This is a genomic window from Collinsella aerofaciens, from assembly GCF_039836695.1.
GTDB classification, from domain to species: Bacteria; Actinomycetota; Coriobacteriia; order Coriobacteriales; family Coriobacteriaceae; genus Collinsella; species Collinsella aerofaciens_BD.
This window is the reverse complement of sequence record NZ_JBDPAC010000025.1, coordinates 1-26697: the sequence shown is the minus strand read 5'-3', so window position 1 is coordinate 26697 and position 26697 is coordinate 1. Positions and strand designations below refer to the sequence as shown.

At 59.8% G+C, this 26697-nt stretch carries 23 protein-coding genes and 4 tRNA genes; 16 read left to right on the top strand and 11 right to left on the bottom strand.

Annotation, left to right across the window (positions count from 1 at the left end; translation table 11 throughout):
- Positions 1 to 522: 522 nt before the first annotated feature.
- From ABG996_RS09585 to rplA, 10 genes are all read left to right on the top strand, one after another.
- A tRNA-Tyr gene (locus ABG996_RS09585) sits at positions 523 to 604 on the top strand.
- Positions 605 to 614: 10 nt separating this feature from the next.
- A tRNA-Thr gene (locus tag ABG996_RS09580) sits at positions 615 to 690 on the top strand.
- A gap of 3 nt (positions 691 to 693) precedes the next feature.
- Positions 694 to 770, top strand: a tRNA-Met gene (locus ABG996_RS09575).
- Positions 771 to 866: 96 nt separating this feature from the next.
- Positions 867 to 2057 carry an elongation factor Tu gene (tuf, locus tag ABG996_RS09570; RefSeq protein ID WP_035137538.1) on the top strand — a complete coding sequence of 397 codons (1191 nt, stop codon included), beginning with the start codon at positions 867 to 869 and terminating at the stop codon, positions 2055 to 2057.
- Positions 2058 to 2336: 279 nt separating this feature from the next.
- Positions 2337 to 2486 carry a 50S ribosomal protein L33 gene (gene rpmG, locus ABG996_RS09565; protein ID WP_022093895.1) on the top strand — a complete coding sequence of 50 codons (150 nt, stop codon included), beginning with the start codon at positions 2337 to 2339 and terminating at the stop codon, positions 2484 to 2486.
- A 13-nt stretch (positions 2487 to 2499) separates the two neighbouring features.
- Positions 2500 to 2575 (top strand) — tRNA-Trp (locus ABG996_RS09560).
- 76 nt (positions 2576 to 2651) lie between these two features.
- A complete protein-coding gene (gene secE, locus ABG996_RS09555; RefSeq protein ID WP_347479711.1) occupies positions 2652 to 2990 on the top strand; it encodes a preprotein translocase subunit SecE in 339 nt (112 codons plus the stop codon).
- A 3-nt stretch (positions 2991 to 2993) separates the two neighbouring features.
- On the top strand, positions 2994 to 3530 hold the full coding sequence (gene nusG, locus ABG996_RS09550) for a transcription termination/antitermination protein NusG (RefSeq protein WP_006234984.1): 537 nt from the start codon (positions 2994 to 2996) through the stop codon (positions 3528 to 3530).
- A gap of 120 nt (positions 3531 to 3650) precedes the next feature.
- Complete coding sequence (gene rplK / locus ABG996_RS09545; RefSeq protein WP_022093893.1) at positions 3651 to 4079, top strand: 50S ribosomal protein L11; 429 nt, start codon at positions 3651 to 3653, stop codon at positions 4077 to 4079.
- Positions 4080 to 4196: 117 nt separating this feature from the next.
- On the top strand, positions 4197 to 4904 hold the full coding sequence (gene rplA, locus ABG996_RS09540) for a 50S ribosomal protein L1 (RefSeq protein WP_022093892.1): 708 nt from the start codon (positions 4197 to 4199) through the stop codon (positions 4902 to 4904).
- A 287-nt stretch (positions 4905 to 5191) separates the two neighbouring features.
- Here the strand turns inward: rplA and ABG996_RS09535 are convergent, their stop codons facing one another.
- From ABG996_RS09535 to ABG996_RS09490, 10 genes are all read right to left on the bottom strand, one after another.
- Entirely contained in the window at positions 5192 to 5902 is a 711-nt protein-coding gene (locus tag ABG996_RS09535) for a metallophosphoesterase family protein (protein ID WP_022093891.1), read from the bottom strand.
- Positions 5899 to 7815, bottom strand: a complete 1917-nt coding sequence (locus ABG996_RS09530) for a BMP family ABC transporter substrate-binding protein (protein ID WP_347484004.1) — start codon at positions 7813 to 7815, stop codon at positions 5899 to 5901. Before ABG996_RS09530 ends, ABG996_RS09535 begins: the two co-directional genes overlap by 4 nt.
- Positions 7816 to 7907: 92 nt before the next feature.
- The gene (locus tag ABG996_RS09525; RefSeq protein WP_347479713.1) at positions 7908 to 8675 is read right to left on the bottom strand and encodes a mechanosensitive ion channel family protein; all 768 of its coding nucleotides are present in this window, start codon (positions 8673 to 8675) and stop codon (positions 7908 to 7910) included.
- A 129-nt stretch (positions 8676 to 8804) separates the two neighbouring features.
- On the bottom strand, positions 8805 to 10829 hold the full coding sequence (locus tag ABG996_RS09520) for a bifunctional metallophosphatase/5'-nucleotidase (RefSeq protein WP_347479714.1): 2025 nt from the start codon (positions 10827 to 10829) through the stop codon (positions 8805 to 8807).
- A gap of 158 nt (positions 10830 to 10987) precedes the next feature.
- Positions 10988 to 11782: an ABC transporter ATP-binding protein gene (locus ABG996_RS09515; protein WP_215694685.1), complete on the bottom strand. Its 795-nt coding sequence runs from the start codon at positions 11780 to 11782 to the stop codon at positions 10988 to 10990.
- Positions 11775 to 12698 carry an ABC transporter permease gene (locus ABG996_RS09510; RefSeq protein WP_055250277.1) on the bottom strand — a complete coding sequence of 308 codons (924 nt, stop codon included), beginning with the start codon at positions 12696 to 12698 and terminating at the stop codon, positions 11775 to 11777. Before ABG996_RS09510 ends, ABG996_RS09515 begins: the two co-directional genes overlap by 8 nt.
- A 203-nt stretch (positions 12699 to 12901) precedes the next feature.
- On the bottom strand, positions 12902 to 13882 hold the full coding sequence (locus ABG996_RS09505) for an ABC transporter substrate-binding protein (protein ID WP_347479715.1): 981 nt from the start codon (positions 13880 to 13882) through the stop codon (positions 12902 to 12904).
- Positions 13883 to 14042: 160 nt separating this feature from the next.
- Positions 14043 to 14828, bottom strand: a complete 786-nt coding sequence (locus ABG996_RS09500; protein WP_347479716.1) for a hypothetical protein — start codon at positions 14826 to 14828, stop codon at positions 14043 to 14045.
- 258 nt (positions 14829 to 15086) lie between these two features.
- A complete protein-coding gene (gene asnS / locus ABG996_RS09495; RefSeq protein ID WP_347479717.1) occupies positions 15087 to 16490 on the bottom strand; it encodes an asparagine--tRNA ligase in 1404 nt (467 codons plus the stop codon).
- A gap of 181 nt (positions 16491 to 16671) precedes the next feature.
- Positions 16672 to 17235 carry a PTS sugar transporter subunit IIA gene (locus ABG996_RS09490; protein WP_040359007.1) on the bottom strand — a complete coding sequence of 188 codons (564 nt, stop codon included), beginning with the start codon at positions 17233 to 17235 and terminating at the stop codon, positions 16672 to 16674.
- Between the two features lie 243 nt (positions 17236 to 17478).
- On the opposite strand from ABG996_RS09490, the gene ABG996_RS09485 reads away from it, so the two are divergent.
- The 5 genes from ABG996_RS09485 (at position 17479) to ABG996_RS09465 (ending at position 24625) form a co-directional block, all read left to right on the top strand.
- Positions 17479 to 18378 (top strand): alpha/beta hydrolase, encoded by a 900-nt coding sequence (locus ABG996_RS09485; protein WP_138113119.1) that lies wholly within the window; start codon positions 17479 to 17481, stop codon positions 18376 to 18378.
- A 472-nt stretch (positions 18379 to 18850) separates the two neighbouring features.
- Complete coding sequence (gene feoB / locus ABG996_RS09480; RefSeq protein WP_347479718.1) at positions 18851 to 21211, top strand: ferrous iron transport protein B; 2361 nt, start codon at positions 18851 to 18853, stop codon at positions 21209 to 21211.
- A gap of 120 nt (positions 21212 to 21331) precedes the next feature.
- The gene (locus ABG996_RS09475) at positions 21332 to 22528 is read left to right on the top strand and encodes an MFS transporter (protein ID WP_347479719.1); all 1197 of its coding nucleotides are present in this window, start codon (positions 21332 to 21334) and stop codon (positions 22526 to 22528) included.
- A 153-nt stretch (positions 22529 to 22681) separates the two neighbouring features.
- On the top strand, positions 22682 to 24058 hold the full coding sequence (locus ABG996_RS09470; protein WP_347479720.1) for an alpha-amylase family glycosyl hydrolase: 1377 nt from the start codon (positions 22682 to 22684) through the stop codon (positions 24056 to 24058).
- 3 nt (positions 24059 to 24061) lie between these two features.
- A complete protein-coding gene (locus tag ABG996_RS09465; RefSeq protein ID WP_347479721.1) occupies positions 24062 to 24625 on the top strand; it encodes a uracil-DNA glycosylase family protein in 564 nt (187 codons plus the stop codon).
- Between the two features lies 1 nt (position 24626).
- On the opposite strand, the gene ABG996_RS09460 is transcribed toward ABG996_RS09465, so the two are convergent.
- Positions 24627 to 25286, bottom strand: coding sequence for a hypothetical protein (locus tag ABG996_RS09460; RefSeq protein WP_347479722.1), 660 nt, complete (start codon positions 25284 to 25286; stop codon positions 24627 to 24629).
- A gap of 93 nt (positions 25287 to 25379) precedes the next feature.
- On the opposite strand from ABG996_RS09460, the gene ABG996_RS09455 reads away from it, so the two are divergent.
- Positions 25380 to 26516 (top strand): pyridoxal phosphate-dependent aminotransferase, encoded by a 1137-nt coding sequence (locus tag ABG996_RS09455; protein WP_347479723.1) that lies wholly within the window; start codon positions 25380 to 25382, stop codon positions 26514 to 26516.
- Positions 26517 to 26697 lie beyond the last annotated feature (181 nt).

Below are 26697 nucleotides of genomic sequence, written 5' to 3'. Positions count from 1 at the left end.
AGGCCTGGCGTTAGCATGTCGCGATTCAATCTCGAAAACGGCATTGCCCAGTTGACAAAACTATAGGAACACCCCCCCTGAGCGTGGATTATCGGATGAACGAACGTGGATAATCTGCCACTTTGGCCATGGGGGCACGCCAAAAGTGGCAGATTATCCACGCTCGATTTCAAACGGAAGAAAATCCACGCTCGATTTTGCCTGGGAAGAGCAATCTTCTGTCTGGGAAGCCCCGATCTCGACCTATATATAGGTGCAAATAAGCCGGTATCGAAGTTCGATACTGAAGGTGTACTCCACTACACCAAAGTGTTACCTCGGGAAACGTCACCTCAGTATCCAAAACCACCGTCCTTCATATCCAAACTCAACAAAACCGCAGGTCACAGCTATATAGATACGCCCGGCACCGTGTATCTAGAGGTTTTCGTTGACAGCCCCCAAGGTTGCATCGTATTATCTTTTTCGTTCGCGGGGGCGGCGGTCCAAAAGACCAAAGGACCTGCGGATACTTGAACGATTGGGAGTTTGCCCGAGTGGTTAATGGGGACGGGCTGTAAACCCGTTGGCTCTGCCTACATAGGTTCGAATCCTATAGCTCCCACCCGTCAAGTGCCTGTATAGCTCAGTCGGTAGAGCACTTCGTTGGTAACGAAGAGGTCACCAGTTCAAGTCTGGTTGCAGGCTCCATCCGGCGGTGTAGCTCAGTTGGTTAGAGCACACGGTTCATACCCGTGGCGTCACTGGTTCGAATCCAGTCACCGCTACCATAGGTAACACGGTGGCTTCTCAATAGTATGTTGAGAGGCCACTATGGTATAAAGGCAAAGTCCCGTCCGGGGACGACCTGTTTAGAGGAGGGCTTTATGGCCAAAGAGAAGTTTGAGCGCACTAAGCCGCATGTTAACATCGGCACCATTGGTCACGTCGACCACGGCAAGACCACGCTGACCGCTGCCATCACCAAGGTTCTCTCCGAGACCGAGGGCTGCAAGGCTGACTTCACTGCGTTCGAGAACATCGACAAGGCTCCCGAGGAGCGCGAGCGCGGCATTACGATCTCCGTCTCCCACGTTGAGTACGAGACCGCTGCCCGTCACTACGCTCACGTTGACTGCCCGGGCCACGCTGACTACGTCAAGAACATGATCTCCGGCGCTGCTCAGATGGACGGCGCTATCCTGGTTATCGCCGCTACCGACGGCCCCATGGCTCAGACCCGCGAGCACATCCTGCTCGCCCGTCAGGTCGGCGTTCCCTACATCGTCGTCTTCCTGAACAAGTGCGACATGGTCGACGATGACGAGCTCATCGACCTCGTCGAGATGGAGACCCGTGAGCTCCTCTCCGAGTACGATTTCCCCGGCGACGACATCCCTGTCATCCGTGGTTCCGCTCTGGGCGCTCTCGAGGGCGACGCCAAGTGGATGGACGCTATCCGCGAGCTCATGAAGGCCGTCGACGAGTACATCCCGACGCCTGCTCGTAACAACGACCTCCCGTTCCTGATGGCCGTTGAGGACGTTATGACCATCTCCGGCCGTGGTACCGTTGCTACCGGCCGTGTCGAGCGCGGTGAGCTCAAGCTCAACGAGCCCGTCGAGATCGTCGGCATCAAGGATACCCAGAACACCGTCGTTACCGGTATCGAGATGTTCCGTAAGTCCATGGACTTCTGCGAGGCTGGCGACAACGTCGGTCTGCTGCTCCGCGGCATCAAGCGCGAGGACATCGAGCGCGGCCAGGTTCTCTGCAAGCCCGGTTCGGTTACCCCGCACACCAAGTTCACCGGCGAGATCTACGTTCTGACCAAGGAGGAGGGCGGCCGTCACACCCCGTTCTTCGATGGTTATCGTCCTCAGTTCTACTTCCGTACCACCGACGTTACCGGTACGGTCAAGCTCCCCGAGGGCACCGAGATGGCTATGCCTGGTGACCACATCACCATCGAGGGCGACCTCATCCACCCGATCGCCATGGAGGAGGGCCTGCGCTTCGCTATCCGCGAGGGTGGCCACACCGTCGGTTCGGGCATCGTCTCCACGATCATTGAGTAAATTAGCTCTTTGATATAGCTGACTTAGAGAACCCGGCACTTATATGGGTGCCGGGTTCTTTTCTGCAATGGATATTGAGCCGTTGCTGGTGTCGAGAGGATCGATAATGGTCCTGGATGCACCGTCGATTAGCTCTCGATGGCTTCATTGATGTGTTCCAAATATGAATGGATCCACCGAGAACCAATTGACTCGAGGTTTTCATTGACAGCACTTACGTGGAGCTGATAAAGTAACAACTCGTGCCCGTACGGGGCGGAAATGAAAGGTTCAGGATACATGCGTACTCTAGTTACTCTTGCGTGCACTGAGTGCAAGCGCCGCAACTATACGACCACCAAGAACAAGTCGACCATGCCTGATCGTATGGAGATCAAGAAGTATTGCCCCTGGTGCCGTCACCACACGCTGCACAAAGAGACTCGCTAGTCTCTAGTCACATACGCCAGTAGTTCAATTGGTAGAGCATCGGTCTCCAAAACCGAGTGTTGAGGGTTCGAGTCCTTCCTGGCGTGCCAGTCATTATTCCGTAAGCTCCCACTTGGGGGCTTACGGTTTACTCATGTATAAGCGCATTGCGCGGAGGTAACCCAAATGGCCAACAAGAAGAACAAGAAGAAGGTTCAGCAGCCGGCACCTGCCAACAAAGCTGCCGCCAACTCCAAGGTTGAGGCCAAGAAGGCCGTTGCCAAGAAGAACGAGAAGGCTGCGAAGTCCAAGAAGAACGAGAAGCCTGGTTTCTTCGCCCGCACCAAGAAGTATTTCGCTTCGGTCAAGTCCGAGATGAAGCGTGTCACGTGGCCCGATAAGAAGGAGCTCGTGAACTACTCGGTCGTCGTCTGCGCTTCTCTGGTCGTCGTCGGCGTCGTCATCGCTCTGCTCGATGCTGGCTTTGGCGAGGCTCTTGCTCTGTTCTCTGGATTGAGGGGCTAAACCATGTCTAAGCGTTGGTACGTCGTTCACACTTACTCTGGATACGAGAACCGCGTTAAGTCCGATCTCGAGCATCGCATCGAGACCATGGGCATGCAGGACCGTATCTTTGATATCGAGATTCCTATGGAGCGCGTCACCGAGATTAAAGAGGGTGGCAAGCGCGAGACCAAGGATTCCAAGATTTTCCCGGGTTATGTCCTGGTCCGCATGGAGATGGATGACGATGCTTGGACGTGTGTTCGCAACACGCCCGGCGTCACCGGTTTCCTAGGCGGCAACGGTAAGCCCGCACCGCTTTCCCGCGATGAGTACAATAAGATGACTCGTCGTCCCGGTAAGGGCGATTCGCCCAAGCGCACCTCGGTTGATATTCAGGTCGGCACGTCCGTCCGCGTCACCGATGGCCCGCTTACCGACTTTGATGGCAAGGTCTCCGAGGTTAACACCGAGGCTGGCAAGCTCAAGGTCACGCTGATGATCTTTGGCCGCGAGACGCCGGTCGAGCTTGACTTTAACCAGGTCGCTGTCATCGCTTAAGTTTTCGTCCGTTCGCGCGAGCGTGCTTCTTCTGTGACTGCTCATCTCAGGAGTGCTTCTAACACGTGCGTGCTTACGATATAGCAAGTACTTCACACTCGTGATTCGAAAGGAATGACCATGGCTGAGAAGAAGGTTGCCAACGTCATTAAGCTCCAGATTCCTGCTGGTGCAGCTAACCCCGCTCCTCCCGTCGGCCCCGCCCTGGGTGCTGCTGGCGTGAACATCATGCAGTTCTGCCAGGCCTTTAACGCCGAGACGCAGGACAAGAAGGGTGACATCATCCCCGTTGAGATCTCTGTCTACGAGGACAAGTCCTTCTCCTTCATCACCAAGACCCCGCCGGCGGCTCACCTTATCAAGAAGGAGCTGAACCTCAAGTCTGGTTCCGCTAAGCCCCAGGCTGACAAGGTTGGTCAGCTCTCCCAGGAGCAGCTCACCAAGATCGCCGAGATCAAGATGCCGGACCTCAATGCCAACGACATTGACGCCGCCAAGAAGATCATCGCCGGTACCGCCCGTTCCATGGGCGTCACCATCGCTGAGTAGCGATTTCTTATGGTAACGACGGGTGCTCCGACCGGGGCGCCCGTTAAATGTGTGCAATAGGGCACACGATACGATGTGGGAGGGCTCACGCCCGTTTAACCACAGGAGGTAATGCACATGGCTAAGCATGGTAAGAGCTATAACGCCGCTGCCGAGAAGATCGACCGCGCCACGCTCTACACCCCCCTTCAGGCTGCCAAGCTCATCAAGGAGCTCGACACCGCCAAGTTCGACGAGACCGTCGAGGCCCACTTCCGTCTGGGCATCGATACTCGTAAGGCTGACCAGAACATCCGTGGTTCCATCTCCCTGCCCCACGGCACCGGCAAGACCGTTCGTGTTGCCGTCTTCGCCGAGGGCGAGAAGGCCCGCGAGGCTGAGGCTGCCGGCGCCGACATCATCGGTTCCGACGAGCTCGTCGCTCAGATCCAGAAGGGCGAGATCAACTTCGACGCAGCTATCGCTACGCCGAACATGATGGCCAAGGTTGGCCGCATCGGTAAGATCCTTGGTCCCCGTGGCCTCATGCCGAACCCCAAGCTCGGCACCGTGACCATGGACGTCGCCAAGATGGTCTCCGAGCTCAAGGCTGGCCGCGTTGAGTACCGCGCCGACCGCTACGGCATCTGCCACGTGCCCCTGGGCAAGAAGTCCTTCTCTGAGCAGCAGCTCGTCGAGAACTACGCTGCCCTGTACACCGAGATCCTGCGCGTCAAGCCCTCTTCTGCTAAGGGCAAGTACGTCAAGTCCATCTCCGTGTCTTCCACCATGGGCCCTGGCGTCAAGGTCGATCCCGCTGTCCAGCGTGACTTCCTGGCTGAGTAACTAACAGTTACTGCCTGAGCAAAGCAAGCATTGCTAAAGAAACCCGGTTCTGCCCCGTGCAGGACCGGGTTTCTTGCTATCTCGGGTCAAAACCACCACAAAGGGGACAGGCACCTTTGTGGTGGTTTTGGCACTTTGGCGTCAATGTTATGGCATCGCAGCGAGCCGGTTCCAAGTGCCCCAGGTCGCCCCGAAAGAGGAGCGACGCGTACTTTGGTACGCGAGCGACGTTTTGAGGGGCGAGATGGGGTGCTTGGGGCCGGCGCAGCGTCAAGCCTTAAAGGTGGTTACCAGGGGGTTCTGGCTGTTGAGGACTCGATAGCATCGTGGCGTTTGAGCTCGCGGCGCATGGTTTGCGAGTTGAGCCAGGCTGCCTGCCAGCCACGGATGGGGTAGCGCGTCTGGTCGAGCTCAAACTGCGTATAGCCGCAGGCGTTGATGATCGTCGTTCCACACACATGCTGCCGCTCGCGCTGAAAATCGTAGCCGTAGCTTTGGTGTACATGCCCGTGCACCATGTAGTCGGGATTCCAGGATTCGAGTGCTGTGTTAAAGCACTCGAACCCTCGATGCGGCAGATCGTCCAGATCACCCATACCGGCGGCGGGTGCATGGGTAAGCAGAATGTCGCACCCGCCGACCATCCTAACCTTACGCGACAGCTTACGCATGCGCTTGGACATCTCGCGTTCGGTGTACATGTTGGCGCCGTCGCGATAACGCATGGACCCGCCAAGGCCCGCAATGCGAATCCCTCGGTACGTGTACACGCTGTCTTCCACGCAGATACATCCGCCCGGTGCATGACGTGCGTAGCGGTCATCGTGATTGCCGCGCACGTAGATGAGCGGTTTGTTGATGACCGTAACCAAAAACTCAAGATAGTCCGGGTCCAGATCGCCGGCGGACAAAATCAGGTCGACTCCCTCAAAGCGTTCCTTGCGAAAGCACTCCCAAAGGCATCGTTCTTCGGTATCGGCTATGGCAAGGATTTTCATAGGGCAGGGACTTTCGGCTCATCGTCGAGCTGCGGAATGGTGCCCACCACGTTGTCCGCCAGCCAATTCATCTCGACAATCTGCGTGCTCGGCAGCGGAGGGAAGCCTTCGATCTGTACCACGCCGTTCTGGCCATGGAGCTCGCCGCCAAAGGGGTTGATGGATCCCTCAACAATGCCATTGCGGAGGAGCTGAACAAGCTTGCGCGTCTGATAAGGCAGGCCCGGAGCGTAGCGAATGTCGATAACGCCTGAGCTCATGCCGTACCAGTAGTTGACGGCGCGAACCTGGCTGGCGTCACTGGTCTCATCCCAGGTGCCATGCAGTAGACTTCGCACGATAAGCTCGTAGTATCGGCCCCAGTTCCATACCGGCATGGCAATGCCGGTAACCTTGCCATCGACCAGGCGGTGAAGTCCGTAGGCCGTGGGGTCTTCGAGCGACTTTGACATGTCGGCGCCGGTCATGACGCTTACACCTTCGCGGCACATAGCCTCGGCAAGGCCTCCGGCGGGCACATCGCCCCAGGTCAGGATAATTTGCGCACGGGGGTCGAGCAGCGAGGCGCCAATCGCAAAGGCGTTGATCTCGCTGAGTGCGCCCGAGGCGAAGACCGACGCGTGGTAGCCGATGCGGTGGTTGTCCGCCATGCTGGCGGCAAGGGCGCCCAGGAGAAACTTGGCCTCGTACATCTTGCCAAAGTACGAACGGACGCTTTGGTGGGGAAGGCCGATAGAGCAGTTGAGGAACCGAACCCGGGGATACTCAACGGCAGCCCTGAGCGTGTATTCCATCAGGCGGTGCGAGGTCGAGAAGATGACGTTTGCCCCATGTTTGACAGCCGTTTCCACGGCGGCGTAGAACACGTCCGGATCGTGACAGTCCTCGAACGCCTCGGTGCGCACGATACCGCCAAAGTGCTCATCGAGATACTGACGCCCTTGGTCGTGCAGGCTGTCCCAGCTCGACGTCGCACACGGGAACTCATGGATAAAGGCGATGTGCAGGCGATTGGCCGCCGAATAGACGGTCTTGCCCATAAAGAAGTTGAGCACGCCGGAGGTGGACTTGGCGGGCGTCTCCTCCTCGTCGACGCTCGGTGTTTCGACAAGATCGACCTTGTCCTCGTCATTTTTGCCGGCAATGACCAGCTCGCGCCAAATCTTGCACAGGCGGTTTACGACGATATCTGTCGGCGTATCTAGCAGGCGGTCCTGGTTGTACACATTGAGGTAGACGAGCATGGCGTCGGCGGGCGTAATATCCAGGTGGTCGCCGCCTGCGCGAAGGTAGGCGCGCTTAAAGAGCAGGAAGGTGTGGCGCAGGTAGTCAACCTTTTTTTGCGGCCATTTTTCGATGAGGTTCTGACCGAGCATCTTGGCAAGCGTTTCGTAGCTTCCCTCACGCGAGAACTCGATCTCGTATAGGGGGCAGACGCGCCAAAACGCGCAGAACTCGCCGTACAGGCGGCTTTCGACGGAATCCCATTTGCCGGGGTAGAGACGGGTGACCCTAGCCGAAACTGTTGGAGCGTCCAGGAATTTGAGGACACTAACGCGTTTGTTGCCTTCCTGGACATAGAACCGATGCATGAACTCGGTGACGATGATGGGGTCGCGATAGCCCTCGGTTACCTGGATGTCGTAGAGGTTGGACCACTTGCGGGCGAACTCGGTGTTAAACGGCAACAGGGGCATGAAGTTGCATGAAAAGGCAGACTGACGGCCCTTGGTGACCGTGCCGACGACCATTTCGAGCGGAATATCCCTTAGGCCGACATTCTCTCGTTGACCTAAGGGGAGCTGGGCAACCAAACTGTCGAGGTCAGTAAGGTATGGATGCTCGCTTTGGCTAATGGCGCGTCGACGTCCTTGCTCGCCGCGCTTGCGTGCTTGACGATAGGCCTCTTCCATAATGTTGCTCCCTAAGTCGTTTAAACAACTATATGAACCATGGTACCACGAATGAAAACCACCACAAAGGTGCCTGTCCCCTTTGTGGTGGTTTAGGCGATGATGGGGGCGATGGCGCGGATGCAGGCGTCGGCTGCCGCGAAGGTGGTGCTGTCGTCGCTGACGATAAAGATGATCTTTCCTTTGATGCCAAAGTCGCCGATTTCGCTAAAGAGCACGTAGGGCTCTTTGTCAAAGCCCGAGATGGGCGAGACGGCCGTTTTGGTTGCGCTCGTGAGCTCGTCTGCCAGCGCGTCAAGGGAAGCCCACTTAGACGTGTCCTTTACGGCAACGGGCACGGCCACGCGTCCAAAGGGCATCAAATGCACGAGCGTGTTCTTGGAGATGTTGGAGTTGGGCACAATGATGGTCTGTCCACAGGCATCCTCAATCGTTGTATGGCGCCAAGTGATGTCTTGGACCACGCCCGACACACCGCCGACCTCGATATTGTCGCCGGGCTTGATGATGCCCATAAAGGTCACTTGCATGCCGCCGATAAGGTTTGAGAGCGTGTCCTGGAAACCCAGGGAGATGGCGATGCCGCCGACGCCAAGAGCGGCGACGAGGGCGTTTGCATTAATGCCAAAACAGTTGTCGAGGATAAAGCTGCCGCCGATCATCCAGATGACGGCGCGCGCGATGTTGATGAAGATACTCGATGCCGGTAGCGGGTTATCGTCTCGGTTAAGCAGATGGTTCAGGGTCTTGGATACGACCTTGGCGGCGACGGCGGTGCCTATCGCCAAGATGACGGCCCAGATGATGTTGTGGACCCACCGTTGCTCAAAGAAATGAAGAATCGGCTCAAACAATTCCATGTAGGGAAAACCTCCTAATGATCGTCCAACCATGATACCAACCAAGAAGCCCGTCCGATCAAATTCGGACGGGCTTCTGTGCTCGATATAAGGTTTACGCGGCGGGGCTGCAAGGCCCGGCGGTGTAGCTTAGCGTCGACGCTTCCAGATAATGCCGAGAATGATGACGATGATGCCGCCGATAAGGCACGCGCCAACTACTGCCAGCGTGCGGTCTCCCGTTGCGGCGAGCTTACCGGTCGTCTTCTTGGTGATGACCTTCGTGGTCGTCGTGTCCGTCTTAGGCGAGGGCTTAGGCGTCGGGGCCGGTGTGGGCGTGGGGTCCACGGCAGCGGAGCCAAAGCTGATGGTGCCCGCGAGCGAGGCCATCTTGCTCTCCCAGCTGTTCTGCCCGATCAGCGCCCTTAGCGCTGACTCGCAGGTACCCCACTCGGTGTGCTTGGTGGCGTTTGCGAAGGTGGGGAAGTCGGTCGTGTTGGTGATGATGTAGTTGTTGGTGGCGACGGTATAGGTCTTGGCGGGGTCGAGCGTGCTGCCGTCTTTGGTGAGTGTGGCACTCACAATGCGCTTGCCCTCGGGCCGTGTCCAATCGATTGTCACGTTGATGCCGCCGAAGGAAAGGACACTGCCGGAGTCGTCGCGCCACTTGTACGTGTCTTGCGCCTCCTGCTCGGTGTGACCGGCCGCCACATAAGCCTGCTGAAGCTCGTAGCTGTCGTTGCAATCGTCGCTGATTTGTAGCGAGTGCTCGAGCGCTGCGAGGAAGTCCGCGCCGGTCATGGTCCAGGTCTCCACGGTGTTGCCGTAGGGCGAGATGGCGATGACGTTGCCGGCGGTCACGTTGCCCGCCGCGATGCCGCCGCGGATGCCGCCAGCGTTTTCGATAGCGAGGTCCGCGCCCGTCAGGTCAAGATAGGAGCTGCAAATCACGTGGCCGATGGTCTGGGCCTTGGTGGTGTCGCCCTCCTTGCTGGGACGGAAATCGGTGGTGCGCACCATTTCCCAACCATGCGTGCCTGCGGCGTCCTCGCCGTAGAAATAGTTGGTGGTGGATGTGCCGAGCACCTTGTTCGATTCGTTTTCAAAGTCCTCGTCGAGCGGCTTGATCTTGTTGCGGACGGCTTCAAGGCGGCTTTGGTAGTCGGAGCCCTTGTCGGGGTCTGCCAAAAGGTCGTTGACGTTCTTGGCGGTGCAGAGCTTCTCGTTGCTGTCGTCTGCAGGGACCGTGACCGTGTCATCGTCGGTCGTCTCGGTGCCATTCGTGTCGTATTTGTACGGAATGGAAAGCAGCCCCACCTCGGCAAAGGCGCTGCCTGCCTCGACAACGTGGATCGTCTTGCCGTCGGCTCCCGTCACCTTCTCGTTAAGGTTGATGTGCTCGTGGCCTGCGATAAGGGCATCGACGCCACGGAGTCGCGTGGCAAAGGTCTTGGCGTCGAGCGTGTGCGCGATACACACAACAACATCGCAGCCCTCCTTGCGCAGCTGCTCTGCCTCGGCATTGATGGCGTTCGCGGCACTCGAGAACGACGTGCCCGCGACCAGGTCCGCGCGCAGCGAGGATTCCAGCGACTCATCCATGGCACCCACGACGCCGACCTTGATTTTGTAGTCGAATGCGGAGTGATCCTCGCTATCCTCCCAGGTGCGATCGAGCGTCTTCGTGATGCTCGAGCTCCATACGCCGCTCGTAGACTTTGCGTTCGCGCAGAGCATGGCGAAGGGCGTGCCGGTGGGGCTGTAGCCGGTCATGGTGCGGAGCTTGTCCGCGCCGTAGCTCCAGTCGTGGTTGCCCGGCGTGGTCGCGTCGTAGCCGTCTGCATAGAAGGTGTCCATGAGCTCGGCGATGCTCTTGCCCTCGCTCATGGTGGCGAAGGACTGCCCGTGGAAGGTGTCGCCCGCATCGAGCAAAAGATCGGGGGCGTTGCCCTGGGCGCTATAGAGAACCGCCAGCCCATCAAAGCCCACAGTGCCGGTGCCCTTGCTTGCGTTGTAGCTGTACTTGTAGCTGCCGTGGATGTCGTTGGTGTGCATGACGGCCACGGAGCCGTCAATAGCGGCGGGCAGGTTCCCCGCGAAAGCGAGGCTTGGGATGCCTGCGAGCGCGCCGGCAAACAACGCGGTGGCTAACGCAAGGCGGGGGAGTCTTTTCATGGCAGTTTCCTTAGTCCTTAGCCAGAATGTCTGGTTGAATATCGGATTATCGACATAATATGCGAAAACCGCCGCAAGGGCGCCTGTCCCTTAGCGGCGGTTTTGACGTTTGCGCAGATAAAATCTGCCAAAATAAACCTGTCCCTTTTTGGCAGGTTTTAGCTCAGCAGCATGCGGTCGTTGGCGAGCTCACCGCCCGAGACCTCCTCGAACTTCTGCAGCAGGTCGGCTACGGTGAGCGACTTCTTCTCATCGCCCGCCACGTCGTAGATCACGTGGCCTTCGTGCATCATGATCAGACGGTTGCCCAGACGGATGGCGTCGTTCATGTTGTGCGTGACCATGAGCGTGGTCAGGTGGTTCTCGTCGACGATCTCCTCGGTCAGGTTGAGCACCTTAGAGGCCGTCTTGGGGTCGAGGGCCGCGGTGTGCTCGTCGAGCAGCAGCAGGCGCGGCCTGGTGAGCGTGGCCATCAGCAGGGTGAGTGCCTGGCGCTGTCCGCCCGAGAGCAGGCCGACCTTGGCGTTGAGACGCGTGTCCAGACCAAGGTCCAGGCGCTTGAGCAGCTCAACGTACTCATCTTTCTCGGCCTTGGTGACGCCCCACGAAAGGCCGCGACGCTGGCCGCGACGCTTGGCGAGGGCCAGGTTCTCGGCAATCTGCATGTCGGCTGCGGTGCCGCGCATGGGGTCCTGGAACACGCGGCCCAGGTACTTGGCACGCTGCGACTCGCTCAGACGCGAGATATCGTTGCCGTCGAGCTCGATAACGCCCGAATCGAGCGGATATACGCCGGCGATCATGTTGAGCAGCGTGGACTTGCCGGCGCCGTTGCCGCCAATCACGGTTACAAAGTCGCCGTCATTCAGGGTGAGGTCGACGCCGGTGAGCGCGCGCTTCTCGGTGACGGTGCCCTTGTTAAAGGTCTTTTTGACGTGCGAGAGCTTAAGCATCTGCCTCATCCCCCTTCGTGTAGGAGCTGCGGAGCTTATAGCGCTCCCAAACCACGGGCACGCACAGGGCCACGGCGACGATCACGGCGGAGAGCAGCTTCATGTCGTTGGCGTCCATGCCCATTTGCAGCACGATGGCGCGGATAAGGAAGTAGACCACGGAGCCAAAGACGGCGGAGGCAAGACGGACGCTAAACTGCGTGAGGCCGCCGGGCAGCAGACGGCCGAGCACCTCACCGATAACAATGGCGGCAAGACCGATAACGATGGCACCGGTGCCCATACCAATGTCGGCATACTTTTGGCTCTGGCAGATGAGCGCGCCCGAAAGGCCGATGAGGGCGTTGGAGAGCACAAGGGCGATCATCTTGGTGGAGTTGGTGTTGACGCCCAGGGCGCGGATCATGTACTCGTTGTTGCCGGTGGCGCGCAGCGCCGAGCCAATCTCGGTGCCAAAGAACCAATACAGGATGGCAACGATAGCCACGGCGAGCAGGATGCCCAAGATGATGGCAACGGTGGACTGCGGCAGACCGGTCATATTGCTGACGGCCGAAAACACGGTGCCCTTGGCAAGAATGGGCGTATTGGACTTGCCCATGATGCGCAGGTTGATGGACCACAGGCTGATCTGGGTGAGGATTCCGGCGAGGATCGCGGGAATCTCAAAGACGGTGGTCAAAATGCCCGTGACGGCGCCCGCGATGGCGCCGGCGCACATGCCGGCCAGCACGGCGAGTAGCGGGTCGACGTTGTTATTGACGATGAGCACAGCGCAGACGCAGCCGCCGAGGGCAAAGCTGCCGTCGCAGGTCATATCGGGAATGTCGAGCAGGCGGAACGTGATAAACACGCCAAGCACCATAATGCCCCAGAGGACGCCCTGCGAAACGGCGCCCTGCAATGCAATGAGCATGCTTCATACCTCCTAGGATAGGGTGGACACGTGATTTTCCATAATAGCGGTAACAATGCATAAAAGAGCTGCGGACAGACGTTTTGTTTTACCTGAAACAAGCAGGGCGGACGCCGGTCTACAGCGCCCGCCCCTGTGGCTCAGATATTGAATAACGCAGCTAAAGCGCGAGCACGGGCTCTAGACGCATGCCGCGTATAGTATTACGCGTCCAGAGCGGAAAGGTCGATGCCCAGGGCCTCGGCCATCTCGTCGTTCTTGACGACGACCAGGTCCTTGCTCGAGAGGTGTTTGATCGGCATGTCTTCGGGCTTAGCCTCGCCTTTCAGGATCTTAACGGCCATCTCGCCCGCGGCGTAGCCCAGGTCCTCATAGTTGATGGAGAGGGTGAACAGGCCGCCGGCCATGCACATACCCTCCTCGCCAGTCACGAAGGGGAGCTTGTTCTCCTTGCAGATCTGGCCGACCTGCGAGGCACCCGCGGCGATGGTGTTGTCGGTGGGGGAGTACAGCGCGTCGACCTTGCCCACGGCAGACTCGACGACGGACTGAATCTCGTTGGAGCTCGAGACGGTGAAGTCAGTGTACTCGAGGCCCAGCTTGTCGAGCTCCTTCTTGGCGGCCTTGATCTGGACGTCGGAGTTGGACTCGGCGGTGCAGTAGAGCAGGCCGACTTTTTTAACGTCGGGCAGGACCTTCTGCATCATCTCGAGCTGCTCGGCGACCGGGGTGAGGTCGGAAGCACCCGTGACGTTGGTGCCGGGCTTGTCGTTGTCCTGGACCAGGCCGGAGGCGGCGTAGTCGGTGATGGCGCAGCCCACGATGGGGATATCGGCCGTGGCGCCGGCGGCAGCCTGCGCGGCGGGCGTGGCGATGGCATAAATCAGGTTGACGTTGTCGCCCACAAACTTGTCAGCAATGGACTTACACGTGGACTGGTCGTTCTGGGCGTTCTTCTGGTCGATCTTGACCTTAAGGCCGCTCTCCTTGATGGCCTTGACAAAGCCGTCGTTGGCAGCATCGAGTGCGGAGTGCTCGGTGAGCTGCAGAACGCCGATGGTGTAGTCGGAACCGGTGGCAGCAGAGCCGGAACCAGAGTTGCCGCCGCATCCGGCGAGCGGGGCGAGCGCGAGCAGGCCAGCGGAGACCAGAAGGCTCCTGCGGCTGATGGTGATGTCCTTCATATCATTACCCCCAGTATAAAAATGGCTGGAAACACTGCACTGGGACAAAGTGCAAGTGGAACTATAGTAGCGCTGATGTCCATTTTTACAACAGCCTGGCGGGTTTTTTAATACAGAATCGGATGGGCGGTACGGGTAGTCGAATGGGCGGCGGAGGGTCTTATGCGGCGGAGGAGGCGTCGTCCTCGTCCAGGGCGGCGAAGAGCTTCTTGCCGTCGAGGAGACGTGTGGTGACGTTTCTCATACGGGCGATCTCGACGGTGCGCAGCGTATCGTCGGTGCCTCGGGCGTCGTAGACCGTTCCCAGCAGATACGAGATGCCATCGCGCTGCCTGATGGCAAAGGGACGGAGTGTCATCCGTGCTGCTTCGGTTTCGCCGCGTGTCGTGACGCTCGAAATATCAAAACTCACCGTGGTTCCGTGGTCGATGGCCTGTTCGACGAGCTCGCACGTGTCGATGCGCTTGATGGGCGTGCGTGTTGACTTGGTAGCCTTGCTGCCTGCGCTCGGAACGGGTTCGGGTGTATCGAGGTAGCCGCGAACGTCGGCACTCGCCATGGCAACTAAGTGCTGCGCCATGCTCTTGCGGATAGCGATAGGCGTGGAGCGGTTGCGCATGACCATACCGTGGAGCCGGATGATCTCTTCGTCGGTGAGCGGACGGGTAAGAAGTTTGTAGCCCACGCCGCGTTTGTACTCAATTTCGTATCCGGCATGGCGAAGCGCGGAGATGGCGGTGTAGATGCTGCGCCGCGCCGCCGAGATGGGCATGCGGGCGGGGTCGTCGGGATGGGCGAGGCGCCGGATCAACTCATCGGAAAGCATGGCCTTGTCCTCGCCGGTGTTTTCGCTCAAGAGCTGCAGGATGCGAACGGCGCGATAGGCTGCCATCGAGGCGGCGCCCCTCGTCGTGGTGTCGTAGGTTTCAACAGCGGCTTCGGTCATCGTGCCCACGTCCTTTCCGTTTTGGGTGGCGACGGTATGGAGCCTAGGACGCGGGGCTTTCCCAGGGGCGCAGGGCGCTCTGGGCGGTCGGTAGTCGTCGGCAAACGGCGGGTCGAGTTTTCAACAGCCCTGCTCAACTGACCAAAAACTTGCCAAAAGCTTGACGGATGCTGTTGAAAAAAGCGCCTCTCGACCGATGTCGAGAGGCGCTTGTGCGATGAGCGTTGGCGTGTGGCGACGCGAGCTAGCGTCCGACGATTAGAAGTCGGCGTTGCCCACGGTGCGCGGGTGCGGCAGGACGTCGCGGATGTTGCCCACGCCGGTCAGATACATGACCAAGCGCTCGAAGCCCAGACCGTAGCCGGCGTGCTTGCAGGAACCGTAGCGGCGCAGGTCAAGGTAGTACTTGTACTGCTCGGGATTCATGCCCAGGTCCTTGATGCGGGCCTCGAGCAGATCCAGGCGCTCCTCGCGCTGGGAGCCACCGATGATCTCGCCGATGCCCGGCACCAGGCAGTCGGCGGCGGCGACGGTCTTGCCGTCGTCGTTCATGCGCATGTAGAAGGCCTTGATCTCGGCCGGGTAGTCGGTCACAAAAGTCGGTCGCTTAAAGTGTTCCTCGGTCAGGAAACGCTCGTGCTCGGTTTGCAGGTCGATGCCCCAGCTCACGGGATAGTCAAACTTGTGACCGGCGGCGACGGCCTGCTCCAGGATCTCGACGGCCTCGGTGTAGGTAACGCGGGCAAAGTCGGAGTTGGCGACATGGTCCAGGCGCTCGAGCAGACCCTTGTCCACAAACTTGTTGAGCATATTGAGCTCGTCGGGGCAGGTTGCCATGACGTCCTTAAGGACGTACTTGAGCATGGCCTCGGCGTTATCCATGTAGTCGTTCAGATCGGCAAAGGCCATCTCGGGCTCGATCATCCAAAACTCGGCGGCGTGGCGCGTGGTGTTGGAGTTCTCGGCACGGAAGGTGGGACCAAAGGTGTACACGTCGCCAAAGGCCATGGCAAAGTTCTCGGCATTGAGCTGGCCGGACACGGTGAGGCTTGCATGCTTGCCAAAGAAGTCCTGGCTCCAGTCGACCTCGCCGGACTCGGTGAGGGGCGGATTTTTGGGGTCGAGCGTGGTCACGCGGAACATCTCGCCGGCGCCCTCGCAGTCACTCGTGGTGATGATGGGGGTGTTGACGTAGACAAAGCCCTGCTCCTGGAAGAAGCGGTGGATGGCGGCAGCCGCGACAGAGCGGATGCGGAACACGGCGCGGAACAGGTTGGTGCGCGGGCGCAGATGCTGCTGGGTGCGCAGGAACTCGACGGTTGCGCGCTTCTTCTGCAGCGGGTAATCCGGGGCGCTCGTGCCCTCGACCTCGATGGAGGTGGCAGAAAGCTCGAAAGGCTGGGGCGCATCGGGGGTCAGTTTGACGGTGCCGGTGCAAATGAGTGCGGCCGAGACGTTTTGATGGGCGATCTCGTCGTAGTTGTCGAGTGCCTCGCGGTTCATGACGACCTGCAGGTCGCGGAAGCAGCTGCCGTCGTTGAGCGTAACAAAGCCAAAGTTCTTCATGTCGCGGACGGACTTGACCCAGCCGGCGACGGTGACGGTCTGGCCGCCGAGCGACTCGGCATCGGCATAGAGCTGCGCGATTTTGGTGCGGTTCACGTATCCTCCCATAACGGTTGAATGATAGTTATCCATACAGTTCGATATTCTAGCAGCTCGGCTCATTTGGGCTATACAGATAAGGCATTGGCGGGATGGTTTTTCAAACGAAAAGCGCCCGCGGCCAAATGGTCGCGGGCGCTTGACGAGGTGCCTTTTGGCTGTGTGGCGTGGGGCCTGGCTACTTGGTCTTGGCAACCAGCAGCGGGTCGCCCAGCTTGACGAGCGGGTTGCCGCCGATAAGCGTTCCGGACTCGCCGACATGGTCGATGCTCTTAAGACGATCGAGCTCGGAGACGATGACGGTCACGATGTCCTCGTGACCAGCGGCCTTAATGGCCTCGCGGTCGAAGCTGATGAGCGGCTGGCCTGCCTTGACCACATCACCCATCTCGACAAAGCGGGCAAAACCCTTGCCGTTCATTTCCACGGTGCCCAGGCCAACATGGATGAACACGCGCAGGCCGTCCTCGGTGATCATGCCGATGGAGTGGTTGGTGACAGTGGTGGCACCGATGCGGCCGTTGGCGGGCGCATAGATGGTGCCGGTAATGGGCTCGATGCCATAGCCCTGGCCAAGCATGCCCGAGGCGATCGTCTCGTCGGGAACCTCGTTCAGGTTGACGAGCACGCCGTTGACGGGGGCATAGATGACGCCTTCGCGGGTAGCGAAGCTTGCTGCGGGCGGAACGGACGCCTCGCCGGTCGAGGTGAAGGTGGACTTAAGCGAATCGAGCAGACCCATAGTTGCCTCCAACTTAAATAGGCGCATATCGCGCGTTTGGTTTGCCGGAAACGTTTCACATGTGTTTCGCGGCTTGGTCAACGCCCCTATTCTACGCTGCTCAACGATACCTCTGAACTGGGATTATGTGATATATCAGTTGAAGGGAAACTTATTGCCGGAGTGTTTCTGCGCCACGGGTTCAAGTGGGGTACGCTTGAAGGCGAAAAACAAGGGCGCATAATTTGCGCGAAGGGAGCACATATGATTGTCGAGAACCATGCGCTGTGGGGCGAGGAGCCGACCGAGGATTATCCGGCGACGTTTACGTATTTGGGTGCCGAGCCGTTGCCCGATAAACCGAATGGCCGCCGCCCCGCGGTGATTATCTGTGGCGGAGGTGCGTTTACGCATATCGCTCCGCATGAGCAGGATCCTGTGGCGTTTGCGTTTTTGGATCACGGTTACCAGGCCTTTGTGCTCAACTATGTCACGAGTTCTACGGGTGACGTGAGCTTTCCGCACCCCCAGGCAGATCTTGCCAAGATGGTCGCCACGGTGCGCGCCAACGCCGACGAGTGGCATGTCGATCCTAAGCGCGTGTGCGTCGTGGGCTTTTCTGCTGGCGGCATGATCTGTGCCTCGCTGGCAACGCAGTGGAAGACCGGCCCCTTCGCGGCACTTGCCGGGGTACGTCCGGACGACATTCGTCCCGATGCCGTGGTGCTGGGTTATCCATTGCTCGACTTTGCCTATGTGCGCGACATGCAGACGCGCGATCCGCGCATTGACTTGCGTGTGCCCAAGACGGGCGGCAAGACGGGGCGCGATTTGCTCAACGACTACCTGTCGATGGTTACGGGCGGCGAGGCAACTGACGAGCATCTGGCCGACATCTGCCCCACCACGCATGTTTCGCGTCAGATGCCACCGACCTTTGTATGGGGCGTGTCCGACGACAAGACGGCGCCGATCGCGCAGGTCTATCCGTTTGCCCAACGCATGGCGGAGGAGGGCGTCGCTTGTGAGATGCACGTCTTCGACCAGGGTGGTCACGGCCTTTCGCTCGGCAACGCCAACACCGCGGTCGACAACGAGGACAAGCAGGTGGCAGTCCGTCCCTGGATCCGCCTGGCCTTCCGCTTCCTCGAGCGCCATCTGTAAGAGTCCCGGCATCCAAGCCCTTCAATAACTTGCGGTGAAATAGTTCCTATCTGGGGCATCAACCAGCCCATCCAGGAACTATTCCACCGCAACTTCGTTTTTGATGCCCCGTCCGGAAACTGCGCCCCAGTTTTGCCTTTCAAGGTGGGACGCAGTTTCCCATAGGGCCTCGACTGGGAAAGCGCGTCCCGTTTCGAGCGGGGATTCCGGGATGCATTTTCCGTAAGAGGCCTGTTTGGGAAACCATATCCCGTTTCGAGCCGGAATTCTGGGATGTAGTTTCCCCGAGAGGCCTCATCGGGAAACTATGGCCCTGAACTCTCCTGCCTGTCCCCATTGCGCCAATTTGCTGATTGAACATCGTTGTGTGTTCGCGCTATCATGCATGGTTAAATTGGTTAGCCGTGGCAAACGGTTAGCCAAGGTGAACATAAATGCAACGCCCTGTGGGCGCCGGGGGAGGAACACGGACGTGAAGCTCGATACGCTCGAGATTGGAAAGGACGCCGTTGTCGCATCGGTGGCATCGGACGACCAGGCACTCCGACAGCATATTTTGGACATGGGCCTAACGCCGGGCACCGAAGTCACCATGATGAAGTACGCCCCCATGGGCGACCCGCTCGAGATTCGCCTGCGTGGCTACGAGTTGACGCTGCGCAAGGATGATGCCGCACGCATTGAGCTCGTGGATGTGCACGACACCGATACCGGTCCGCGCGCCAACGCCGCAATCGGAACGACGGAGCATCCGGCACTCGGCGAGGGGATGTATTCGCCCCGTGCGGCAAAAACGGCCGTGCCCGAGGGCGCACCGCTGCATTTTGCCCTCGCCGGCAACCAAAACTGCGGCAAGACCACGTTATTCAACCAGCTGACGGGCTCCAACCAGCACGTCGGTAACTTTCCCGGCGTGACGGTCGACCGCAAAGATGGCACCATCCGCAACCATCCCGAGGCGAGCGTTACCGACCTGCCTGGCATTTACTCCCTGTCGCCGTACACAGGCGAAGAGGTCGTGAGCCGTCAGTTCATCCTCGACGAGCGCCCGGACGCCATCATTGACATCATTGATGCCACCAACATCGAGCGTAACCTGTACCTGACACTGCAGCTCATGGAGCTCGACCGTCCTATGGTCATCGCGCTCAACATGATGGACGAGGTGACGACCAACGGTGGTGCCATTGACGTCAACCTGCTCGAGAGTCTGCTGGGCGTGCCGGTCGTTCCCATTAGCGCCGCACGCAACGAGGGTATCGGCGAGCTGGTGGACCATGCCCTGCATGTGGCGCGGTTTCGCGAACGTCCCGGCCGCCTGGACTTCTGCGCGCCCGATGGCCCGGACGGCGGCGCGTTGCACCGCTGCATCCACGGCATCGCCAACCTCATCGAAGACCATGCCGTGACGGCGCACATCCCGGTGCGCTTTGCGGCGACCAAGCTGGTCGAGGGCGATGAGCTGGTAACCGAGGCGCTTCACCTGGATCGCAATGAGCTCGACGCTATCGAGCACATCATCACCCAGATGGAGGGCGAGGCCGGCACCGACCGCCTATCTGCGCTGGCCGATATGCGTTTTAGCTTTATCGGCGACGTGTGCGGGCGTTGCGTCGTCAAGCCGCACGAGAGCCGCGAGCACGTGCGCTCCGTCAAGATTGACCGCATCCTGACAGGTCGTTACACAGCCATTCCGGCGTTTCTGGTGATCATGGGCCTCGTCTTTTGGCTGACGTTTGGCGTGATCGGCGCGGCGTTGCAGGGACTCATGGAGGACGGTATCGCTGCCATCATCGCCTCGGCCGATGCGGGCCTCAAGGCGTTCGGTACCAACGACGTGGTGCGCTCGCTGGCTGTCGACGGCGTGCTTACGGGCGTGGGCAGTGTGCTGACCTTCCTGCCGATTATCGTCGTGCTCTTTTTGTTCCTCTCCATTCTGGAAGACTCCGGATACATGGCGCGCGTGGCCTTTGTTATGGATAAGGTGTTGCGTCGCTTCGGCCTGTCGGGCCGCAGCTTTGTGCCCATGCTCGTCGGTTTTGGCTGCACCGTGCCGGCTATCATGTCGACCCGTACGCTCCCATCCGAGCACGACCGCAAGATGACGGTCATGCTCACGCCGTTTATGAGCTGCTCAGCCAAGCTGCCGGTTTACGGCTTGCTGTGCGGGGCGTTTTTCCCGCAGGCGACGGTTCCCGCCATGGTCTCGCTCTATCTGATCGGTATCGTGGTCGGCTGCGTCGCGGCTTTGGTGCTCAACCGCACGGCATTTAAGGGCGACCCGGTGCCGTTTATCATGGAGCTCCCCAATTACCGCCTGCCGAGCGTCAAGACGACGGTGATGCTGGCATGGGATAAGGCCAAGGACTTCATCACCAAGGCCTTTACCATTATCTTTGCCGCTACGGTGGTCATCTGGTTCCTTCAGACGTTCGATATCCGCTTTAATGTGGTCGCCGATCAGTCGCAAAGCCTGCTTGCGGGCCTCGGCAGCATCATCGCGCCGGCGCTGGCGCCGCTTGGCTTTGGCGATTGGCGCGCATCCACGGCGCTCGTCACCGGACTTATCGCCAAGGAGAGTGTCATCTCGACCCTCACCGTGCTTTTGGGCGCGACCTCACCCGCGGCACTGTCGACCATGTTTTCGCCGTTTACCGCTTACGTGTTCCTGGTCTTTACGTTGCTGTACCCGCCCTGCGTGGCGGCCATCGGCGCCGTCAAGAGCGAGTTGGGCGCGCGCTATGCCGTGGCCGTATTCGCGTTTCAGGTCGCCGTTGCCTGGATCGTGGCGTTTGTCGTGCATTCGGCGGGCATATTGCTGGGGTTGGCTTAGTTATGAATTGACGGCGCAACCTCTGTGTATCGAATTGTTTTCGGCCCCGCATCTGTACTGACGGATGCGGGGCCGTTGCTATATAATCGCCTCCGCTCAAAACGATTGGAGACGTTATATATGACTCAGACAAGGCAAGACGGCATCACGCTCAAGCAGTGGCTCCCACTCGTCGGGCTCACCTGCTGTGCGTTCGTGTTCAACACGTCGGAGTTTATGCCCATCGGCCTTTTGACTGATATCGCCGCGTCGTTCTCGCTCACCGAGGCCCAGGCGGGCATCATGATTTCGGTCTATGCCTGGGGCGTCATGCTGCTGTCGCTGCCGCTCATGGTGTTCGCCTCGCGCTTTGAGTTCAAGCGGATGCTGCTGGGCGTGCTGGCCGTGTTCTCGCTCGGTCAGTTCCTGTCCGCTGTGGCGCCGACCTATCCCATCCTGGTCTGCGCGCGCCTGGTGGTCGCTTGCGCACATGCCGTGTTCTGGTCAGTCGCCTCGATTATGGCCTCGCGCCTGGTCGACACTCGCCACGGCGCGCTCGCCATCAGCATGATCGCTACGGGCTCGTCCATCGCGCAGATCTTTGGCCTGCCGCTCGGTCGCGCCATTGGCTTGGCCGTGGGCTGGCGCATGACGTTTGCCGTGGTCGGGGGCCTCTCAGCCATCGCGGCCGTCTACCAGGCAGCGGTGTTCCCGGCCATGCCGGCGGGTGAGCGCTTTACCGTCAGACAGCTGCCCGAGCTGCTCAAGAACCCGCTCCTCATCGCGCTCTACGCAGTCACGGTCTTCATGGCGACCGGCTATTACGCAAGCTACAGCTATATCGAGCCTTTCCTGGCTCAGGTCGCCCATGTCGACGCAAGCGCTATCACCATGACGCTGACGGCGTTCGGCTGCTCCGGTCTGCTCGGAAGCTGGCTGTTCGGCCGCCTGTTCGATGGGCATCGCTTCCCGTTCTTGGCTATCACGCTCTCCGGCGTGCCGGTGGCCCTGCTGCTCATGGGGCCGGCCGCATCGTCGCTCGTGACAGTGCTTGCCGTCTGCGCACTGTGGGGTTGCTGCGCCACGGCCTTTAACGTGGCGTTTCAGGCCGAGCTCATCAAGCACACGCCGGCAGATTCGTCGGCCGTCGCCATGTCGATCTTCTCGGGCCTGTTCAATCTGGGCATTGGCACGGGTACCGCGATCGGCGGAGCCGTGGTTTCGGGTCCCGGTATCGCCTGGATCGGCTTCGCGGGCGGGTCGATTGCCGTCGTGGGCGTCATCCTCGCTATCACGGTGATGTTCCCGGCCATACGCCGCGCAAAGTCTGTCGCCTAATCACGTCCCCTCATCAGTTGCGGTGGAATAGTTCCTGTTTAAGGCCTCTGAAGGTCCAAGCAGGAACTATTCCACCGCAACTTATTTTGGGGGAGAGGATACAAGCTGGGCATACAATGGATGTCGTTGTGTTGAGCTTACCGGGAGGTTGCTATGTGGGCATACGAGACGACGTTCTATCAGGTCTATCCGCTGGGCTTTTGCGGAGCTCCGCGCGAAAACGCCGCCCCCGTTGCCGAGGATGAGCTCGCCCAGGCCGCCGATGTCGAACCCAACCCCGATGCTCCTATCATGAAGATTGCCCAATGGGCCGACTACCTGCAAAAACTCGGCGTTGGCGCTGTGCTCATCAACCCGCCGCTCGAGTCCGATAGTCACGGCTACGATACACGCAGCCTGCGCCATATCGACCGTCGCCTGGGTGGGGACGCCGACTTTGCCGCCGTGTGCGACACACTGCATGCTCACGGCATCCGCGTGGTGCTCGACGCCGTCTTCAACCACGTCGGCCGCGGCTTTTGGGCCTTCCGCGATGTGCAGGAGCGCAAGTGGGACTCGCCGTACAAGGACTGGTTCCACATTAGCTTTGACGCCGATTCCTGCTATGGCGATGGCTTTTGGTACGAGGGCTGGGAAGGCCATTTTGAGCTTGTGAAGCTCAACCTGCAAAATCCCGCTGTGGTCGATTACCTGCTCGAGTCCGTGCGCCGCTGGGCCGAGGTCTTTGGCGTCGACGGCCTGCGCCTGGACGTTGCCTATATGCTCGACCGCGACTTTATGCGCCGCCTGCACGTCTTTACCCGTGAGCTCAAGCCCGACTTTGTGCTGATCGGCGAGACGCTCCACGGCGACTACAACCAAATCGTCAACGACGAGATGCTCGACTCCTGCACCAACTACGAGTGCTACAAGGGCCTGTACTCCAGCTTTAACTCGGTCAACATGTTCGAGATCGCCCATTCGCTGCACCGCCAGTTTGGCGGCGATCCGTGGTGCATCTACCGCGGCAAACATCTGCTGTCGTTTGTCGACAACCACGATGTGCCGCGCCTGGCAAGTATCCTCACCGACAAGTCGTGTCTGCGTCCCGCCTACGGCATGCTCTTTAGTATGCCGGGCATCCCGTGCGTCTACTATGGCAGCGAGTGGGGAATTGCCGGCGAAAAGGGTGGCCCCGATGGCGACTGGGCGCTGCGACCTGCGCTCGATGAGCCTGCGCCCAACGAGCTGACGGCGTTCATCACGCAGCTTGCGCACCTTCGCTCGGCCGACGACGCGGCTGCCCGTGCTCTCAACTACGGTGCCTATCGCAACGTGGTGATCCAGAACAAGCAGCTGCTGTTCGAGCGCGCCTGTGACGGCGCGACGGTACTCGTGGCGGTGAATGCCGTGGGTGAGCCTTACACCTTTGGCGCCGGCGAGCTCAACGGGTCCTTCGTCGACCTGCTTGCCGACGATGCGCCCACGGTCGAGCTGACGGGTACCCTTGAGCTTGCACCCTACGAGGTGCGCTATCTGTTGAGAGCCTAGCCCATGGCCGTATCTGACGAGGGCTATCAACATATTGAGCATGGGTTTGAGCCCGTGTTTGACGAGCACTCGCGCGTTTTGGTGCTCGGGTCGTTTCCCTCGGTGCTTTCGCGCGCCAATGCCTTTTATTACGGCAACCCTCAGAATCGCTTTTGGCGTGTGATGGCCACGTGCCTCGGTATGCCTGTGCCGCCCAACGAGGGCGATCCTTTGGCAAGCGGTGAGCCCGCGACGCTCGATGCCTCCATTGCCGCCAAGCGGGCCATGCTGCTGAACGGCGGCGTGGCCCTGTGGGATGTGGTCGAGAGCTGCGACATTAAGGGCTCGAGCGACGCGAGCATCCGCAACGTTGTGCCGGCACATATCGAGCGCATTACCGATGCCGCGTCGATCGAGGTCGTTGTCTGTAACGGCGGCACGGCAGGTCGGCTCTACAAGCGCTATCTACAAGAGCGCACCGGGCTGCCGGCCATCGTTCTGCCGTCGACAAGTCCCGCCAATGCGGCGTGGCGCCTGGAACGCCTTGTCGAGCGCTGGCGCGATGTCGTTGATTGGGGCGCTCTGTAATTTAGATATCTGGTTGGGCGCGGGTGCCGAGGCGTTTCATGATGGCATGCCAGATCGGTGCGGGCAGCGCGGGCTTGGCGCGCACCATGCCGTCGGCATCGACGCTTTCGGCATTGCCGCCGCCAAGTCGCTGCGCATGCTCAACGGAGCAGCCCATGCGCACAGCGCCCACAAGCTTATCCATCGCTTCCGAAAAAGGCCGGCGTAAGAGACCCATGCGTGGGGAATGGCGAAGCGCTGCGATGCCGCTGCCGGCACAGATGACAACACCGTCACACCATGGTAGGTCACGTAGAATACATGCCCGGTATAGGCGGACGAGGACTTCGTCCGCCTGCTTGTTGTTTTTGGACGCGGCCTGGACGACGACATAGATGCGTGTCTCTGTATTTCCAAAGCGATTGAGTATCTCCTCGACAGCGATCATAGCCTCATCGTCAAATGCATCATCAACAGCGAGCACCATGCCATCGACTACACCGGCATCATCCGCCTCCAAATCGATCGGGCGGGGGAGCACGGCGCCAGAAAGCTGAGCATAGGCGGCGATGGCATCCTGCAGGTCCCAGAGCAAAAACTCAAGATCGGCGCTATTGGGAATACTGATATACGCAATGGTGTGCAGTGTTTTTGGTACGTCGCCGCGCGCGGTCGTCTCCATGCCATCTCCTTTCCGGCTCGTTTCCGTTTAGGTTACACCGTCTGGTGGCGCCCCGCCGCGCTATCCTAGTGCAACCCTTACGAAAGGAACGCCATGCGTCTGCCCATGAATACCTCGCTTGCCATGCTCAAGCCCTCCGGTATCCGCCGGATTAACGCGCTCGCCGCCCGGCATCCGGGGTGCATCGCGCTCGCGCTCGGCGAGCCCGATTTTCCCACGCCCGATGTGATTAGCGCCGAGGTGACCGCCGCACTGGACCGCGGTGACACGCACTATCCGCCCAACAACGGTCGCCCCGCCCTGCGTGAGGCGTTATCTGCCTACATGGGGGACGCGAGCCTTACGTTTTCGGCCGACGAGGTCATCCTAACCGACGGCGCGACCGAGGCCCTGTCGGCAGCATTCATGGCTATGCTCAACCCCGGCGACGAGGTCATCATCCCCACGCCGGCCTTTGGCCTGTACGAGAGCATTGTCGTGGCCAATCACGCCAAAGCGGTCTTTTTGGATACGGAGCCTGCGCAATTCCAGATTGACGAGGACGCACTTCGTGCTTGCGTGACGCCGGCGACCAAGGCCATCGTCATCTGCACGCCCAACAATCCTACGGGCTGCATCCTCGACGCGGCATCGCTCGACGCCGTGGCGCGCGTAGCGGAGCAGGCGGGCATCTACGTAATCTGCGACGACGTATATAACCGCCTAGTCTACGTGGATGGCTACGAGCGCTTTGCCCAGCGCCACCCGGAACTGCGTGAGCAGACGGTAGTCATCGAGAGCTTCTCCAAGCCCTGGGCCATGACCGGCTGGCGCTTGGGCTGGCTCGCAGCGGCAACCCCCGTCATCGCCGAGATCGCAAAAGCCCACCAATACCTAGTATCGAGTGCTGTCTCCTTCGAAATGGACGCCGCAGCCCGAGCCCTGACCGTCGACCCAACCCCCATGCTCAAAGTCTACCGAGCCCGTCGCGAACGCGTGCTCGCAGCTTTAGACGCCATGGGCCTCGACGTAGTAGAGCCCGCAGGAGCCTTCTACACTTTCCCGAGCATCAAAAAGTTCGGCCTAACCAGCGAAGCTTTCTGCATCAAAGCCATCAAAGAAGCAAACGTAGCCCTAGTCCCGGGCGACTGTTTCGGCACCGAAGGCCACATCCGCCTCAGCTACTGCGTCTCCGACGAAAACCTGGACGAAGGCCTAAATCGCCTGTCCACCTTCATTTCAACCTTATAGCCCAACGGGACGCAACACATCAGCCCACCGACATAAGGGTTATGCGTGGGGCGCGCCGGCCAACGGACACGAGGATTCGCAGCAAAGGCAACGTAGCTCCGGCCGGGGGGTGTTCCTATAGTTTTGTCAACTGGGCAATGCCGTTTTCGAGATTGAATCGCGACATGCTAACGCCAGGCCT